This is a genomic window from Chitinophaga barathri (assembly GCF_003807585.1).
Taxonomy (GTDB): domain Bacteria; phylum Bacteroidota; class Bacteroidia; order Chitinophagales; family Chitinophagaceae; genus Chitinophaga; species Chitinophaga barathri.
The window spans coordinates 797,617-815,104 of sequence record NZ_RMBX01000001.1; the positions used below are offsets into that span (position 1 = coordinate 797,617).

The window sequence follows — 17,488 nt, forward strand, 5'->3', positions numbered from 1 at the left end:
TCCGATTTACATGAACTCGCCGGCGCCGGCTTCAGGAGCCGGTTTCACCGTGGAGGCCCTTTGGGCCAGCCAGGAGTTGAAGATTGTATAAAAAACAGCGAGAATGATCGCGCCTTTGAACATACCCGTAAATCCCCAGGCCGCCAGCCCGCCTACCACGCCGATAAACAGTACGAGGAAAGGCAACCGTCCTCCGCTTTTGGCGATCAGGACGGGTTTTAGCACGGCGTCTATCAGCATCACGAACAGTCCATATACCGCCGCAAAGATCGCCGTACCGGTATGCCCGTCCACGGCGAGTATCACCACCAGCGGCAGCCATACCAGCAAAGGCCCTACCTGTATAAGCACCAGGAAAAACACCAGGGCGCAAAGCACGATCTTAAAATGCAATCCGGCAATTACAAAACCGATCCATGAAATAAAAGCGGCTATAAAAGCAGTGCCCATCACACCGATAGAAACACCTTTGATCGCATTGGTAGTGGCATTCAGCAAAGCAAGCCCGTCCCGCCTGCCCAGCAGGTGCTGGAGCGTGGTTTTGACGGGGCGCATCGCTTTATCCCCGCTTGCCAGCAGGATCGCTGAAATTATAATACCGAGTATGAACTGGAGAGCCGTACCCAGCACACCCGCGCTACCGGCAATAAGACGGTGGAGCACCTGGTGTATCTGGCGTTCATAACCCATCAGGGCTTCCTGCGGGTTCTCCTGCAGGTGCTGCCAGAAGTCCGCCACGCCGGCGCCTACAAACGGCAGTTCTGTTATCTGTGCGGGCAACGGCGGCAGTCCTTTGGTCTGGATATTGGCGTACAGCTGAATGATATCCTTCATATGTTTGCCCATCGCGCTCACGATGTACACCACCGGCAGCGCCACGATAATGACCAGGATAACGGCGTATAAGATGGAAGCCAGCTTTCGTCTTTGCCCCATGGCCTTTGCCAGCCGTTCGTAAGGAGTGGCAAAGGAAACGGAAAAGATCAGGGCAAAAGTGAATACACCGAAAAATACTTTCAGAACGTCGTACAACGCAAAAAGCAGGGCCAGGAGCAACAGCAACACCAGGATGGTTTCGATGATGCCGCGTGAATTGGGGAGGGTAAAACGCATGCAGTAAGGATTCTTAACTAAATATAATGAATCCTGCACAAATCACATCTTACGGGGAGTTTGTATTGTCAAATATTTATTCCCCTTCAGCTTTCCGCACCGGCTGTTTGCTCCATTTCTCCACCAGCAAAAATCCCCTGATGCTGATAAAGATCACAGGCACAAATAACAATGCGATCAATAAATGCTGCCAGAAATGCGGAAAGAGGCCGAACAGGTAAAACAAACCCGCCACCATCAGCAGGCTGACGGCACCCCAGGTATAATTCAACGCTTTAATGCGGCCGGGAGTTTTGGCCTGCGCGCCGATGGGAGAAAAACTGTCTACCTGCGGGAAACCGCGGTACCCGGGGGACACGGTGGCAAAGGATTCATCGCCCGTACCATCCCAGCCTGAAGTATCAGAAAGTGTTTTTTCAAATGCAGGCTGGCCCTGCGCGACCTTTCCGTAAAATTCCAGCAGGCTGTCCAGGAATTCGTCCGGGCTTTTGTAAAAACCCGCCACCTGCACCAGGTCGATGAAAAGGATATTGTCTGTTGTGGGTTGTTTCCCGAGATAAGCCACCCATTCATCAAAATAAGAAAGCAGCTCCGGGTAAGCCTGCGCTATATAATATCTGCGGCGGCCTACGTTTTCCAGCGCCCTGTCCTTATCGATCTTTATGTCCGTATCAATTTCCGCATCTTCATCTCCGGGCTGGTACGCCTCCCGGTATGTCCCCCGGACGTTTTCGATATCCTGTTTCTCCAGCAGCAGCAGCCAGAAATGCGCGAGCGAATTATTTCCTTCAAACAGGATCTCCTGCGGTTTACCCGGTTTGTTGATGATAAGATATGACCTGTTTCCCATGTATGAGCTGGAATATATTTAATGCCCTAGAATTGCCACCACTTCTTTTTGGCTCCGGGTGCGGCATCTTCCGCGTGGTTCTTATCCGGCGAGGGTGGTGGTTCCGCCGGGCCTTCAGTAGCGCCGGACGGATCGCCGTGTAACATATCGTAGGGGTAATACGGGCTGGTTTTCAGTTTTGAATCGTCCAGGTTCATCACTTTGGCGATGGCTGCGCTTTCGAAGCTCCAGTATCCCCGGTAGAAATTGCCCGATTTTTTATGGCTGCCGTAGAGGTCTTCCAGGTTATCGCGAGTGTAGAAGTTTTTTTGCAGGTATTCATACAGGCCCGCAGCCGCATCGGCTTTACCGGACTGGGTGATCTCTTTCAGTTTTACGCAGCCGGCATCCTCCGGCCACAGTAGTTCCCCGGGCAGTTCATACCCGGGTTGACCATACCTTAACAGGAAACTCACCAGGTAATCTTTATAACCGATCCTGGCCAGTATATCGCCCAGTTTCTGCAGGGATTCTTTTGTATCCAGCAGCACCCCTATGGAGATCATGCCGAGCAGTTCGGAATAGATGATGTCCCCGCCGTCTGAATAGTCCGCTTCCGTTTCAATGGATAAAACATAGTCATCCAGCATTTCTTTGCAGGGCGCCACAAGGGTCCTCACGGGCTGGCCCAGTGAATATGCCCAATAAATATAGATATACAACCCGTTGGCCATTACATAATACTCCATCGGGAAAGGCTGCGTTTTGGAAAGCAATTCTTTCCTTTTCGCATCCAGCGTTGCGGTTAATGTTTTTGTTGCTTCTCTGAAGTACTGTTCCTCTTTGAACTGATCCCTGAACATATCTGATGATTTTTACTTTAAAACCAGCTGCCGATCCATTTACCCACGCTGCTGCCGGCGATGCCGCCGATGACGCCTCCTACCACGCCACCCACGATGATCCCTACCGGTCCTCCCAGCGCACCTACCGCTGCACCTATCTTAGCGCCCACCAATGCCCCGCCGAGCGCCCCAATGGCCCCGCCGGTGGCTTCTTTGGTCTTTTCTCCGAAATGCCCTTCTTCCTGGTAGGCGGAGTAAACATTATATCCTTCCATCACGATACCTACCACAATGGCGCCACGACCCACTACCTTGCCCACTTTACTGACCGTGGACGCATTCCGCACCAGGAAATCGTTCGCGGCACTCACCGCCTTGTTCCCCTGTATGCTGGCGGAAATGCCGTTGATGGCATTCGCCGCTCTGGAGCCGCCCCGCACCACGTTCGCCGGTTCCAGGTTCACTTTGTTGCCCACCTTGCCGTTCCGGTCCACGTCGTGGTAAGATATCTTCCCATCGGGCTCCACGCCTGCCGCCAGTCTTTTCAGGCTCGGATCGTTTGTATTTACTTTATCAAGCACACGGGCCGCATCATCCGGGGGCAGGGATTGCTGCACCCTGCTGGTCCCTGTTGCCTGGCCGTTGGCCAGCCAGCGATTGCCGAGCTGCTTACCGCTGCCTTTGGTGTTCGCCAGCTTGGGTTTACCGCCACGGGTAGCGAACTTTCCATCAGTAACAATATCCGTGGTGCCTTTTACGTCCTTCGCTCCCAAATCCAGGCCGTTCTGGCCCGTACCCATGTCTGTGGAGTTGATCACGTAACCTTTTGCCTTCAGGTCCATTCTCACCCGTTCTTCTCCGTACACGCGTTTAAAGTCTCCTTTGCTCGCGGCAATCTCGTCTATTGTCTTACCTCTAAAATATTCATTTTCTATGTCTTTTAGCGTTTTGGCGCCTTCTGCAAAATTCTCCCCAAGATACATGCCACCATTGTTCATCCCAAAGCCCAGACCTGTAAGTGCCGCAGCGCCCGGTCCGCCGCCGGAGGGCGCATCAAAATCCACTTTCACCTTCCCCCCCTGTTTGCAGAGCAAGCAGGCGTCTTCGAATACCAGTTTATACCCGTTCACTTTTACGCCCTCGTTACATTTGTCCCAATAAATGGGGTCCGGCTTGCAGGAACCGCCCGTGACGGAGCAGGAACCCATCGGGAAGATATTTTCGCCCGGCACCATATCCATTTCGCTGGCGAGATTTTCTCCATAGATACGTGTATTGTTGTGATGGGTCACCATCAGGCGCGATGGGGCGCTGCCTTTGTCGCAGGTAAGCCAGCTGTTTGCGGGAATATATTTTTTTGAGCCCATGTTTTACAAATTTTGATCTTCAGGCTGCGGCTTCCGCCTGGAATAATTTTTCCGGTTGAAGCGTTTCTTTTTCCGGCACCTGTGCCAGCGTATGCGCGGCCGTAATGCTGTACCAGTCAGAGACTTTAGTTTCCAGGAACAGCTCCGCCTGTGTGAGCCAGTGTCCGGCGTTATAATGAAAATTTTCTTCCATGGCCACTTCCAGCGCCGCGCTGATATTAAATACCCCGGTAAGGTCTTTCAGCATCCGGGCAAAAGCTTTCCTGTCAAACTGCGTCGTGTCCAGCGTCGCATTGTTCACCAGGCTGTAGCGGTGATGATGCAGCGCATATTCTTCCTCCCAGCGGGATTCCAATTGCAGCGTCAGGTCCACCGTACCGAAATACTGCCTGAGCACATAGGGTTTTATTTCCCTTGGTTTCTTTTCCGCGTAATTGTCCTGGAAAAAGAAACGCCAGGCGCTATACCCCTCAAAAGCCTGCATAAAACGCTGTTTGTCCTTCAGCAGCTTCCCGGTCTCCGCGATCATGTTGTCCGCGCTTTCTTTCAGATGTTTATATTTTTTCTGCATCCGGGCGGCGAAAAAATCCGTCCATCGCTGGTGCAGCGTGGCAAAATTCCGGATATCCTTTAGCCTGCCGTTATTATCCAGCACCAATACCAGCGGCGATTGCAGCTCATCCATATCCGCAGCCCATTCATGGATCTGTATAGTACCCTGCATCTGCTGGGCAGTAAGCGTGTATTCCAGCACCAGCTCTTCATCATCCCTTTCCAATACCTGCAATTTCACCAGTTTGTGCTGTACAAACTGCATCACATGCGATCCTATCGCCGTTCTGTTGGCGCTGGTGATGTGATAATACACATACGATCCCGGCGAAGGCCTGTCAAGGTTGAACTGCATACTATTTAACATTGGTTGATCTCCACCTCGTTTGCAATGATATTGGCCATGGTACCTCCATGAGCGGTGAATTTTTCGGTGGCGGTAAAAGTCATCTCTTTGGAATCGAGTTTACACATCCCGGCGGCGGAATTGATCTCCACGTTTTTGGCGGTAGCGGTAAGAGAAATACTTTCCGTATCCGCTGTGCCGGAAATGCTCTTTTTAGCACTCATGGCAATCGTACCCTCGCCCCCGCCCTGTTCACCGGGCTGTGCGTTGATCGTGATGCTGTTACTGGAGTTCACAATAAAATCTTTTGTATTGATCGTGAACTTCTGCGGCGCGTCCAGCGTGATGGAACCGTCTCCATGCATGGTGAGCACATTGCCGCTGGGGTCCTTCACTACTACGCTGCCCTTGCTGTCATCCAGCGTCACGGTGGAGCCGCTGCGTGTGCTCAGGCTCTTCACGGCATTGGAAGCCCCGCCGCCGCTGCCGCTGTTTCCATGATATACGCTACCCATCACAATCGGACGGGCGATATTACCTTCTTCAAAAGCCACTACCACCTGGTCACCTTTTTCAGGCACAAAGGTGAAGCCCCTGTTTTTGCTCACTTTTTCGGAGCTGCCCGCATTCGGCGACACTACCCGCAACCATTCGCTGACGTCGTTGCAGTTACACTCCCATTTGAATTTCACCTTCACGCGGCCCTGCCCTTTCGGATCTTCGTTATCTTCCACTATGGCCAGCTGCATGTCCGCGAGCGGCTTGTCATATTCTTTTACGGGTATACGCTCGGAATCTGCCAGGATCGCTTCAAACGTGTGGTAATAATGCCCGACGCCGTCAAGATGATGGTAGATGCCTGTTACCAGGAACCGGCCCAGCTGCTGAACCGTGAAGCTGAGCGCTTCTTTTACGCTCATGCTCACATCCACGATCTTTCCCAGGCCTACCTCCGGATTGTCTCCACTGGCTGTAACCTGCAACAGATCCGCCATGTGAGCCTTTTCCTCATTTTCCACGTAGGTATCTATTTCTTTTTTGGAATCGATGCGCACCTGCAGCGGCTGGGAGTAGGTTTTACTATAAAGCTCATTGGAAGCGTTCACAGCGTGCGCGAGATCCGGCTGGCCACCGGGAGCGGCTTTTGCTTCGGACTTGAACAGCTGGTCTTCTTTGGGATTGTATGCGAACTTGCGGCTTTTCAGCGGCGCCACCTGCATGGCGTATTGCAGGCTGTGCAGGTCGCGGCCGTACACCAGTTTCACTTCCTTCTGTTCATCCGGCTTGCCGAAATGAAGTTTTACGCCGTCGTAATAAAACCATTCATGGTATTCTGCCGAAAGACGGTTGAGGAATTCGTAGTCGCTCTCGCGATACTGAATGAGGTAATCCACGGGTTCTTTGCGGGAGGGGTTGAGCTGGATATTCAGATCATTTTTCGGCGCGTCTTCCGTGGCTTTCCGGATCACCGACGTGAGGTCTTTATTGAGATAAGAGCCCAGGTCAGGCCCGCGGTCTATGAGTATGCTGGGGCTATACCCGCTCACGATCAGCGTGCCGTGGTATCCATGGCTCTGCGAAAGCTCCACGCGGGTCACTTTACCGGTGAAGAGCTGTTCCTGCCCTGCCACCTGGCCGAACTGCACGGTAATGCTTTTGCCCATAAAGCTGCGCGATTTGTCCAGCGAAATAATGCCGGGCGCGCCCATTTCATCGTGATTGAAGCGCAGCTCAAAATAGTGATGCGCATTAAAACGCTGCTCCAGCGTAAAAGATGAAAAATGAAGGATAGGTGTATCCTCTATATTGATCTGTACATTCAGTTTTCCTTCCATCGGTTAACTCTTTAGCTTGATTGTAATAGATCAGCCTTTCACAGGCCATTTGGCATAGTAGCCGATCACCTTGTACTGGCCTTTTACACGGCCGAACACAAAGGCGAAATAATTTTCAGCGGTCCCGTTTTTCTCCGGGTACTGCATATACACTTCATACATTTTTGTAGCCCGGTCCGTACATTTCCGCAACAGCTTGTAATAATCTTCCGGGCTCCGGGCATCAATTTCAGACAGCTCACCTTCTTTTGCATCCGGCAGCAGGCGGAGCACGTCCCGGTTAAAAATATTTTCGCGGTAGCTGTTGAATTCCTGCCGGCTGACTTTCCCTCCTTCCTTATCCACGGCCATATCACGGAGGTCCTGGTTCGTCCATTGCTGCGCGGTCTGAAGCGGGAAATACAACATATTCACCAACTGCCCGGGGTTATTCTGCCGCACTGCCTTCTGGAAAACAGCAAAAAAACTGCGGAACTGCTGCTCTTCGGGGTCTGAAGACGGCAGCTTTACGGTCGCCGTTTTTGAAGGTGATTGCTGTCCAGCGGCAGATGGTACGGATACACTGCCTGTGGGGGACGATGTGGCGGCGGAGTTTGCAGGCTGCCTGCCTGATGGAACAACCGTGTTTGCCGCTGGTTGTAATCCGGTGGGAGAATCTCCAACGCCCTGTGCGGCCGTAGCCGAAACTGCGCTGCCCGCGCCTGATGCAGGTGCTGCTGCTACGTTTGCAGCAGGCGTATCCGTTACTCCGGAGGCCGCCCCATTACGCTGCGTACCACGGGAATTGTGACAAGCCTGCGTGCCCGTAAAAAGGCAACAGCATAAAAATGTGATGTATATCCGGTATGGCATCATATTCAAAACCTTGGAATATAGATCAACCCTCTTTCTTCCATCCTTTTCAGGATCACGGCGGCGCCCATCTGCTGGGAAACCGCCTCCGCATCATACTTCCCGTCCTTCACATACTTCCCTTTGGTATAGTGACCAGAAAAGCTCCAGAGATAGGGCGTATTGATCTTTTTATACTTAAAATATCCGAAACCGTTGTAAGCCTCCAGTTTCCGCAGGATAAACGGCAGTATCCACTGCCGAACCTTGTCGAAGTTCATATACCGCAGTGCATCCACAGCGCTCTCTTCAAAAGAAAACGGTGGCGGATGCCCCACCTTCGGCCTTCCTGACGGAACCTGCACAGTGTAACCCGTCAGCGGGTCACCGTTGTGAAGGTGTTTACTGAAATTAAAACTGCATTCCAGGTAATGCACACAGGCAATAAAAAACCATGGAATACGTCCTGATGTAAGCGACAGGAAATCCGGCATCGCATCGCTGAAACCCAGTGCGAAGGGATTGTTTCTTCCCGCGAATGATCCTGTACCGAAAAGCCCCGGCAGCCGGAACGGCTTAAAAGTCACATCAGGCACCTGTACATCTTCCGCCTGCATAATGCCCCGGGCGTACCGCAGCGGCTGAAACACCGGCGCATTCCCGGTAAGCGCGGCCCCGGGCAATCCATAGTTCATGGTCGGGCCCTGTACCAGGCGTGATACCTGTTCGTAACGAACCCGGTTTGCCAGTACTTTCTCATCGATCACTTTATCCACCTGCGCCAGCTTTTCAGCGGTGATCACACAGGTATCAAACAGGTTAAGATATTCAAGGTCCGAAGGGGAAGACGGTACATCCGTCTTTGCCCTGGATTTCTTTTTTATCTTGGGCCTGGCTTTGGGTTGAACAGTGGTTGAAATATGTTTTTTCTTCTTCATTGTTCCACGCATTATTCCGCTTCTTCATTATTTCCTGTAACTACTTCCTGCAACCGGATACCCCGGACGTCAGAACATCCATCCCGCTTCCGGATAACGAAAACAGCCCCGTTACCTCCGATGACAAATTTCCGTCCGTCACCCGGTACAGCAACAAAGGGTGTGCTGCCCGCGTGGGGCAACACACCGCAGATAAGTGTTACAGGTTGTGACTATTTCGGCCAGTCGTTCACGTGCTCCGCATTACCCAGTTTGAGGCTTTGCGCGGAGATCACGAAACTGAGCGTCATCGGATGGTTGCCCACCACATTGATGCCTTCATTATACTGGATGATGTAACCGTTGCTGAAAAACAGCTCTTTCATTTTAGCGTCTTCATCGGTCTTTTTCACTATCACTTTACCGGAGAAGGGCTTAAACTGGCTGTTCACCATAGACTCGATCACGGATGTATCTTCTGTGGATTCCAGCTCAACATGAATAGTTCCTCCGTAAACACCGGATGACGGGCGGCCTTTGGCGTCCACATCGCGGTTGAGTGAAAAGCTGCATTGTATTACATCATATTCCTTGCTGCCCAGTTGCAGCGTCGCTTTAAATGCCATAGTGTTTCAAAATTTAATACTGCTGAAAAAATTGGTTCACCGGCCTTTATACACGACCAGGCATCACATACAATGATGTGAACGCGGACACGTATAGATAGGGCTTCGGGAAAATTCGTGGGAGGACTAGGCTTTTGCGTCCGGCCAATCGTTCACATGTTCTGCATTGCCCAGCTTCATCTTGCGGGCGGAGATCGTGAACTTGAGCTTCATCGGATCAGAACCGATCACGTTGATGCCTTCCGTGTATTTGACGATGTAAGCACCTTCAAATGTCACTTCTTTCATCTTGGCGTCTTCTTCTGTCTTTTTGATGAGCACAGCGCCGGAGAATGGTTTGAACTGGCTGTTCACCATCGCTTCGATGATGGACGTGTCTTCAGTGGATTCCACTTCCACGTCAATAGTGCCGCCGTAAACGCCTGAGGATGGGCGGCCTTTGTGGTCAACATCCCTGTTGAGGGTGTAGCTGCAGCTCAGTACGTCGTACTGCTTACCTGCCATGTTTAATCTTGCATTGAATGCCATGTTAATTAATATTTATAGGTCAACGAAAAAAATAAATATGGTTACGATAGTTACTGTTGATGGTTTCCTTATGGTTCCGTTTCTATGGCAAAGTTTGAGCTACAATTCAGGAGGTTCTTCTGAGTTTCAAACAATATATCTGTTGACTAAAAATAAAACTAATATTCTATTGCAAGGGTTTCCGGGATGTTAAATTTTACATGAATTTCTGGCCGAACGCATGCATCTTCCCTATCCATTTTTTTGCATAATCGTTCTCCGGCGAGTGTACATACCCGATCGTGCATGTACGCACCGGCATGATCCTGCAACGCTCCATCACATTACGTTTGATGGAATGATAGGTAGGCTGCTTCGTCAACTGCCATTCCCCCCAGCTTTCTTCGTCCAGCACGGATACAATTCGCGCAGACTTTCCGGGATACCATCCCGGGCCAGTGAAATGACCAGCCACCACACCTTGTGGCGGCAGAAAAAGACGGTCAAAAAAACCGGACAGCTTTGCGGGTATGGAATCATGATTCACCGTGCAGAAAAGTACCAGGTGCGTTGCCCAGCGTACCTTTTCCAGCGCAGACTGCAAGTCGGGCTCCAGCGGGGTGATCTGGTTGGAGAATTGTTTATTGCTGTTGAACTTAAGGTCCATTATATACAATTCCTTTACCATCGCACCCGCTTCCTCCGCACCCTGCCGGTACGCCTTTGCAAATTCATGGTTGATACCTGCCTTATCCGTATCGCCGTGTAAAATTAACAGTTGCTTCATGTTATACCTTGCAAATATAACATTCAGCCGTTCATATCAAAACAGGCTAAGCCTGGGCCGCATACTCCGTATTCCAGGTGGTATGCTCATCCTCCCCTTTATGCCCGTCCAGCTTTACCACAAAGCTTTTCGCGGGGAAATAAGGCGTAATATGGATATCAAGATGAATGCGGTCCTTCTGCACCTCATCCCTCTCAAAACGCATGATCTTAAACCGTTCGATCAGTCTTTCAGGCCCCTGGATACTGTCCAGGAAACGGACGATCTGCTGGCGCAGGTCGCTCTCCGTCTTTGTATTCCAGTTTTCAAAAGCCCTCCGGTTCAGGAAATCGAACAGTACTTTGGTGATGTAATCAAACACACGCACCACGGAATACGTCTGTAGGCCTATATTATCCCCGTTGAACAGCGTCTTGGCGGAGAAGGCCATTACTTTCCCATATTCGTTCACCATTGGCACCAGGCCCAGCCTCTCCAGCTGCGATATCTCGCTTTTCTTCAGGTCAAACCGCACGCCGTCCGCCTCATTCATGCCGCCATGTTTTTTACCGGCCGTCACCTGGCTCATAAGCGTATAATACATCTTACCGGCCAGCGCGGCTGAACCGGGCACATGCAGATCGTCTTCCTCTCCCGCTTCATCCACCTTGCCACGGCCCACGATCCAATTGCAGGTCATGATCGCGTTCGACCGGAAAGCGTCACCTCCTGTGAGGTTGGCAGCCGTAAAAAGATCGATTACGTCATCCGGCTGATCAAGGTTTACGAAATCCGTTACCAGCATAGCTTTATTGGCATGCGCGATTTTCGCCCAGCGCTCCAGCACCTTGTTGGAACCAAGATAACCGGGGATCACCAGCAGCGAATAGTTGTCACGCAGGTCGAGACGGTCATAATTCTGTTTCAGTTCAGCGGCCACATGTTCTATAAAACGCGGGTTGTCCAGGTCCGCCAGCTGATCCATGGAAGCGTTGAGGATGGACACATTGGTAAGTTTATCGCTTTCCGTGTTCTTATAAAAAAGATGCACCGTGCGGTAAGCCTGCTCCAGATTCCGGGTAGCATCCAGCGCAATGCCGATATTCTTTTTCAGCAGCGTATCCGTTTCATCCGCCTTTTGCTGGCATTCATCTTTCAGCTCGCTGAGCGGGCTCTGCTTTTTCAGCAGTTCCTGCCATATCTGTATTTTTTTCAGCAGTTCTTTCCTTTCGGCAGTCTTATCCTGGTCTGTCAGGAATATCTTTTTCCTGGCTTTCCGCTCGGGGTTAAGGTTCTGCAAACCGTCAAGAATGGCCTCCAGGAAGTCGAACCCTCCTGCTTTGACAAGCTTTTGCAAACTGTCGTCGAGTGACAATGCGGTGGTTTCCGTGGGAACGCCATGTTGCAGGGCGGGCTCGTCCTGCCGGGCTTCCTGCATTCTTTCGTTAGATGCTGACATGAAGTACGATTTTAGCTGTCCAGCAGCGAACAGCGGTATTAATTATAGTATATGGTCCTTTCGTAAAAGGTCAAAAACAATCTTCTGTGTATCAGGTATGCTGCTGTAGTTCTTTAGCAAGGTTTTCCAGCGCTGCGGCGAATGCCTGGCGGGTGTCAGGATTTTCGAGCGTTGCTTTCAGTGTTTTGTTTGTTTTCAGCTGGCGTATGATGTTCAGGTACATATCGCTTTCCACTTTGAGATTGCGGAGCGTATCGCTTTGCTGCACCATACTTTTAACGGAAAAATCACCCAGGTGATCGAACCGCAAAGTTTCATCTTTCGTTGAACCGTTGTTGTTCTCAAAACTAACGCCCACATTGGGTTTGAAGTGACGGAACACATCGTCCTCGGTTTTAAGGTCTTCAACAATTTCAGGCTTCACGGGATCATTGTCGGTTAATTGCTGAACAAATAAAGTCTTATTGGGCGATATGTCTACGAATGCTTCTGATGCATCCACTTTACGTTCGTTTCCGCCGATTTCATAATTGAACATATCTGAACTTTTTTGAGATAATAGATTAACAAAAAATAACGGGTCTATATAAAAATAAGTCTTTTGATTCAAAACATTTCAAAACGACATTAATTTTTTAAGATGATTCTATCTTCCAGTCAAGCTCATCGCTTCCATCCACCAGGCCTACTTTTATTTTTTTGCCCGCGGACAATTCCCCTGCAATAATATGGCGTGAAATGGGCCGCCTGAGTTTGTTCCGTATCACGCCGGAGATCTGCCGCGCGCCGTACCGGGGCGTGAAACCGCTTAATGCCAGGGACTTTCCGGCCTCCTCACTGATCTCCAGCGATATCTGCTGACGGGCCAATGCATCCAGCAAACTCCGGAGCTGTATATGAAATATTTTTACCACATTTTCTTCGGTGATGGGACTGAATGGAACGATCTCCGAAAGCCTCGCGAGAAATTCCGGCCTGAAATGTTTCGTCATCAGCTCCATCAATTGCGTACTGACGGGGATGTTATTGTTGTTAAACTGCTCCGTGATCCATTCGCTGCCGATATTCGATGTGAACAAAATCAGCGCATTGCTGAAATCGCCTTCTTTCCCAAGCCTGTCATGGATGATGCCTTCATCCATGATCTGGAGGAAAATATCAAAAACGGAAGGGTGCGCCTTTTCGATCTCGTCAAACAACAGTACGGCATATGGCTGTTGTCTTATTTTATTCACCAGCAGGCCGCCTTCTTCGTACCCTACATACCCCGGCGGCGCGCCGTACAACAATGCGGCGGAGTGCTCTTCCTTAAATTCGCTCATATCAAAACGGATCATCGCCTTCTCGTCGTTGAACAGAAATTCAGCAATGGACTTTGCAAGCTCCGTCTTGCCGGTACCGGTAGGGCCGAGTAAAAAGAAGGAACCGATTGGCTGCCCTTTTTTACCCAGGCCGCTCCTGGATTCCAGGATGGCGGCGGAAAGCGCTTTTAATGCATGGTCCTGCCCCACCACTCTTTGTTTCAGATGGGTTTCCATATTCATCAGCTTCTCCTTCTCGCCCGCCTGGATCTTCCCGATGGGAATGCCCGTTTTAAAAGCCACCACAGCCGCCACGTCCTGCGGGCCTGCGCTTTCCGTGCGGGTGGCTGCCAGCGTGGCAAGTGTATGCAGCATCTCTTCGAGATATATCTTTCCCGGCTCCCCATCCGGCGGTACCGCATCCAGCCGGCCCAGCAGCACAGGACTAAGACGCCTGTTGATATCCGTGTGTACCTTGACCGTATCTGCCTCCTCCTGTACCAACAGCCGTAGCTGTTCAAGTTCCTGCCCCGAGGTTTCATTCATCATTTTGATAGCCGCCATCGTCCTGTCCAGCAGGTCGAACGCAGCATCGGGCAGGCGGCGGTCCTTCATATACCTTCGCGCCAGGCGTACACATTCCTGTACCGTACCTTCCTCCACTTTTAACTGGTGATGCTGCTCGTACAAAGCCTGCTGGCATTCCAGCATCCTGATAGCTGTATTGTCATCCGGCTCGGCCACCTGTACCGTTTCAAAACGCCTGCTGAAAGCTTTTTCCGGTTCAATCAGTTTCCTGAACTCTTCGATGGTGGTAGCGCCTATCACAGTGATGTCCCCACGCGCCAGTTCGGGTTTGAGAAGGTTGCCCGCGCCGTTGCCGATGGAACCTTTGGGGTCCAGCAGGCTGTGTATCTCATCAATAAAAAGGATCACTTTGCCGGAGCGTTTGATCTCGGCGATAATGCTTTTCAGCCGGTCTTCAATTTCGCCTTTGTAAGCCGCGCCGGCAATCAAACTTCCGGTATCAAGCTCCATTACTGTCGCATCTTTCAGTGCTTCCGGCACATTGCCCGCCACGATCTGCTGAGCAAGGCCGTCCACCAGCGCCGTTTTCCCTACGCCGGCATCCCCGGTGATGATCACGTTCGGCTTTGTGCGGCGGCAAAGTATCTCCATCACCATCCGCAGTTCCGCATCACGGCCGATGATCGGGTCGCGGTGGCCGCCACGGGCTTCTTTTGTCCTGTCGATACAATATTTCGCCAGCGCCCCTGCTACTGTTGTTTCCTGTTCGGGAGCTACGGCTCCGTTCACGGCGGGCGTGGAATCATCAAGGTAATTGCTGATCAGCTCGCGTTCCTTCAGGGGATATGATTTCATCTGCTCCGCCGGGAAGCCGGTATTAGGCTTACTGATGGCGGCCAGCACACAGATAGGCGTGATCAGGTCCAGGCCCATGCGGAGCCTCACATCATCCGCCTCTTCCAGCACACTGGATATTTCCGGCGTGCCTTTCACATCAGCGGAAAACGTTTGTACGTTCGGATATTCATCCATGCGCACTTCCGCCCATTCCTGGAGATACCCCGCGTCTTTGTTGATCGCCTGGAGGAAAGGCCGCAGACCTGTTTCACGGTGCAGCAGCCCCGCCAGCAAATGCGGCGGGCCGTAACTCGCGTGTTTTCTTTCCCTGGCCAGGCCCTGGGCCACGTGCACAGCATGTTTTACAGATTCGCTGAGATTCAGAAAATTCATGGTTATTCGTTTTCTTTTGCGGCGGCAACGGACACGGGTTCCTTGCTGCCATATTTCCAGTCCTGCTGTACCACGTAGAAATAAGGCCGGCCGTTCGAGATAAAATAATCGCCGGTTTGCAGCTGAATTTTCAGCACCTGGTTACATTTCCGCAGGTACGTCACCAGTTGCTCGAACTGCTCGTCGCTCATGCCGTTCCTGATGCTTTTCACGGTAAAGCCGCTCAGCTCCCCCGCGTCCACCGGCATCCCGGTGGCTTTTTCGATGAATACGGGCAGTTTCATGCCTTTTATCGTCGATTTGGGCGTACTGCCTTTCCATTGATTGGTGCCATATGTCACATAGCTGCGGAATAACATTTTCCGGAAGGCCTTGCTGTCCTGCTGGAGGTTGTCACCCGCCAGCCGTGAGAGCAGGTCAGTGAGCTGCAGCATTTCATCATGGCTGAGAAGGATGGCAAACTGCACAGGGGCGTTTTTCGCCACGATCCCTTCTTTTGCATTTACATCAAAATAATATTTGAAGGCGTTATGCGGCAGCTGCTCGCCAAAATCGCGGGGAAGCGTAACACCGGCCTGGTTGATGCTGTTCATCACCGGATCGGGGATCTTTTCGCGGAGGCGGCCGGAAGTCATAAACACACTGTCCAGCGAAGTGATGATCTGCCGGTTGTCCGTATACACTTCGCCGAGGAACCTGTCCAATGCGATCATCATCTCCCGGTTGGTTTTTACTTCTCCCCTGGCGGGAAAGACAATAGCGCCGGGAATCAGGCTACCGTCCGGGTAGTTGAGGTAATAAGAAACGGAATCGGTATATGAAGTATTGAACTGTTGGGTAACGGCAAGGCCTTCGCCTTTCACCATCCGCAGTTTTTTATTATCGGCCTGTTGCTGCGCCGCTTTTTCCAGCAGCTGGCGCGACTCCAGTACAAAATTATTAAACGAAGGATCGAATTTGTTGTAGACCTGGAAGATCAGCATCCGTGCGTCTGTTTCGGTAAGACCACGCACCAGCAGGTCTTCCGTGCTCACGCCTTTCAGGTTGCCCGTGCTGCCGGCCACGATGATGATGTTCGTCTGCATCGGGTATTTCTTCAGCACATTGATGGCCTGCTGCACGCCTTCATAATAGGGCTGGTTCGTCACCACATCGTTGCATGTGCGGGTGATGGCGGCCTGCTGGTTGATAAAATCGACTATCCTGCTGTAATTGCCTGTAGGCTCAAAGGTATTCACGCCTTTGCCCTGGTAACAGCCTTCGCTGCCACGGTAGACTATCGCGCCAAACCGGTATTCATATCCTGAAAAGGCCTTATTGCCAAAGATATCCGCAAAGTTCTGGATGGTATTGGTAATGCCCGGCAGGTAGTTTTTCATACTGCTGCCTCCGTCCACGACAAACATCACGTTCACCCGGTTGCCAAACCGGCGCAGGCGCAGGTAATTGTTGTAATCGATACGTGTGCCTTTGATATTGATCACCGTATTGCCGGACTTGTCAAACACATTGCCGGCCACCGAGGAAGGAAAAGCATGCGTGGTAACGCCAAGACCTTTATGCTGCATCACCGGAATGGATCGGAAGATGGGGTTACCGGGCGGCAGCAGGGGATCATATTCAAAGTTCCCGCCGCTGGGTTTCGCGGGTGTGAGCCTGCTGCTGAAATATCTCGCGGCGGTAGAATCTTCGTCATAACTGGACACCCTTTCATTGCCCACATACAGCCTGCTGCCCCAGAGATGCACCACATCGGCGGATACCCATCCCGCAACGGCCGCGGCGGCGCTATCCGCCGTCAGCTGGCTGGTATGCCCTACGAGGGCCTTGCGCCCGTCTTCGGAAAATTTATAGATGTAAATAAGATCGTGCAGTTTCAGTTTTTCCGAAGCCTTTGCCTGCAATTCGGGAGAATTAAACACGATCACGGAATCATGTGAAAAATAAAATTTCGGCCGGGCAATGGGATCGCCGCTGCTAATGATGGTAACGGCTTTGATGGGAAAACCGGTACGTTCATCCGTGAGGGCTTTTTGCCACATCAGCACTTTATGCCTTGGGAGCCAGCCGTAACTGACGGCTTTGCGTTTGTCTTTCAGTTTAGTGCCTTTCAGCACGGAGGGATCGTATTTCACAAGGCGCAGGTATCCTTCTTTTTCGTCGCTGACAAAAAAGGGCTGCATAAAACCAAGCTTCTTAAATACCAGCGAGCCTCCGGGCGTGGTGGTGGTGTAGTTGTCCTCCCGGTCGGAAAACACGATCCATGCGGTGGGAGCGGCTTTTCCCGAAGGGTCCTTTGTTTCCGGCGTGGGTAAGCGGAAATTGCCCGGCATCCGCGCAATCTTTTTACCGGCGTAGAACTGGGCCTTTGCCGGGAGGCAGCATACAGCTATCAATAAAACAAAAATTCCTCTCATTGTTTGCTGGCAGTTTAAA

Annotated in this window: 15 protein-coding genes; all 15 read right to left on the reverse strand. The window is 51.5% G+C overall.

Annotation, left to right across the window (positions count from 1 at the left end; genetic code table 11):
• Positions 1 to 6: 6 nt before the first annotated feature.
• The 15 genes from EG028_RS02950 to tssR all read right to left on the reverse strand — a co-directional run bounded on the left by EG028_RS02950 (position 7) and on the right by tssR (position 17,469).
• Entirely contained in the window at positions 7 to 1,113 is a 1,107-nt protein-coding gene (locus EG028_RS02950) for an AI-2E family transporter (protein ID WP_120514548.1), read from the reverse strand.
• A gap of 76 nt (positions 1,114 to 1,189) precedes the next feature.
• Positions 1,190 to 1,963 (reverse strand): hypothetical protein, encoded by a 774-nt coding sequence (locus tag EG028_RS02955; protein WP_120514549.1) that lies wholly within the window; start codon positions 1,961 to 1,963, stop codon positions 1,190 to 1,192.
• A gap of 26 nt (positions 1,964 to 1,989) precedes the next feature.
• The gene (locus EG028_RS02960) at positions 1,990 to 2,805 is read right to left on the reverse strand and encodes a PoNe immunity protein domain-containing protein (protein WP_120514550.1); all 816 of its coding nucleotides are present in this window, start codon (positions 2,803 to 2,805) and stop codon (positions 1,990 to 1,992) included.
• A gap of 17 nt (positions 2,806 to 2,822) precedes the next feature.
• The gene (locus EG028_RS02965) at positions 2,823 to 4,154 is read right to left on the reverse strand and encodes a PAAR-like protein (protein WP_120514551.1); all 1,332 of its coding nucleotides are present in this window, start codon (positions 4,152 to 4,154) and stop codon (positions 2,823 to 2,825) included.
• Between the two features lie 19 nt (positions 4,155 to 4,173).
• A complete protein-coding gene (locus tag EG028_RS02970) occupies positions 4,174 to 5,061 on the reverse strand; it encodes a hypothetical protein (RefSeq protein ID WP_120514552.1) in 888 nt (295 codons plus the stop codon).
• Positions 5,062 to 5,066: 5 nt separating this feature from the next.
• On the reverse strand, positions 5,067 to 6,887 hold the full coding sequence (locus tag EG028_RS02975; RefSeq protein ID WP_120514553.1) for a type VI secretion system Vgr family protein: 1,821 nt from the start codon (positions 6,885 to 6,887) through the stop codon (positions 5,067 to 5,069).
• 30 nt (positions 6,888 to 6,917) lie between these two features.
• Positions 6,918 to 7,742 carry a hypothetical protein gene (locus EG028_RS27625; protein WP_162946222.1) on the reverse strand — a complete coding sequence of 275 codons (825 nt, stop codon included), beginning with the start codon at positions 7,740 to 7,742 and terminating at the stop codon, positions 6,918 to 6,920.
• A 2-nt stretch (positions 7,743 to 7,744) separates the two neighbouring features.
• Positions 7,745 to 8,656 carry a hypothetical protein gene (locus EG028_RS02990; RefSeq protein ID WP_120514555.1) on the reverse strand — a complete coding sequence of 304 codons (912 nt, stop codon included), beginning with the start codon at positions 8,654 to 8,656 and terminating at the stop codon, positions 7,745 to 7,747.
• 212 nt (positions 8,657 to 8,868) lie between these two features.
• Positions 8,869 to 9,261, reverse strand: coding sequence for a type VI secretion system tube protein TssD (gene tssD / locus EG028_RS02995; RefSeq protein WP_120514557.1), 393 nt, complete (start codon positions 9,259 to 9,261; stop codon positions 8,869 to 8,871).
• Positions 9,262 to 9,387: 126 nt separating this feature from the next.
• Entirely contained in the window at positions 9,388 to 9,789 is a 402-nt protein-coding gene (gene tssD / locus EG028_RS03000) for a type VI secretion system tube protein TssD (RefSeq protein ID WP_120514558.1), read from the reverse strand.
• A gap of 196 nt (positions 9,790 to 9,985) precedes the next feature.
• Positions 9,986 to 10,555, reverse strand: a complete 570-nt coding sequence (locus EG028_RS03005; RefSeq protein WP_120514559.1) for an NAD(P)H-dependent oxidoreductase — start codon at positions 10,553 to 10,555, stop codon at positions 9,986 to 9,988.
• A gap of 46 nt (positions 10,556 to 10,601) precedes the next feature.
• Positions 10,602 to 11,993: a DUF5458 family protein gene (locus EG028_RS03010; RefSeq protein WP_120514560.1), complete on the reverse strand. Its 1,392-nt coding sequence runs from the start codon at positions 11,991 to 11,993 to the stop codon at positions 10,602 to 10,604.
• Positions 11,994 to 12,084: 91 nt separating this feature from the next.
• Complete coding sequence (locus EG028_RS03015; protein WP_120514561.1) at positions 12,085 to 12,531, reverse strand: type VI secretion system contractile sheath small subunit; 447 nt, start codon at positions 12,529 to 12,531, stop codon at positions 12,085 to 12,087.
• 97 nt (positions 12,532 to 12,628) lie between these two features.
• A complete protein-coding gene (locus EG028_RS03020; RefSeq protein WP_120514562.1) occupies positions 12,629 to 15,052 on the reverse strand; it encodes an ATP-dependent Clp protease ATP-binding subunit in 2,424 nt (807 codons plus the stop codon).
• 2 nt (positions 15,053 to 15,054) lie between these two features.
• A complete protein-coding gene (gene tssR / locus EG028_RS03025) occupies positions 15,055 to 17,469 on the reverse strand; it encodes a type VI secretion system protein TssR domain-containing protein (protein WP_123864535.1) in 2,415 nt (804 codons plus the stop codon).
• Positions 17,470 to 17,488: the final 19 nt, after the last annotated feature.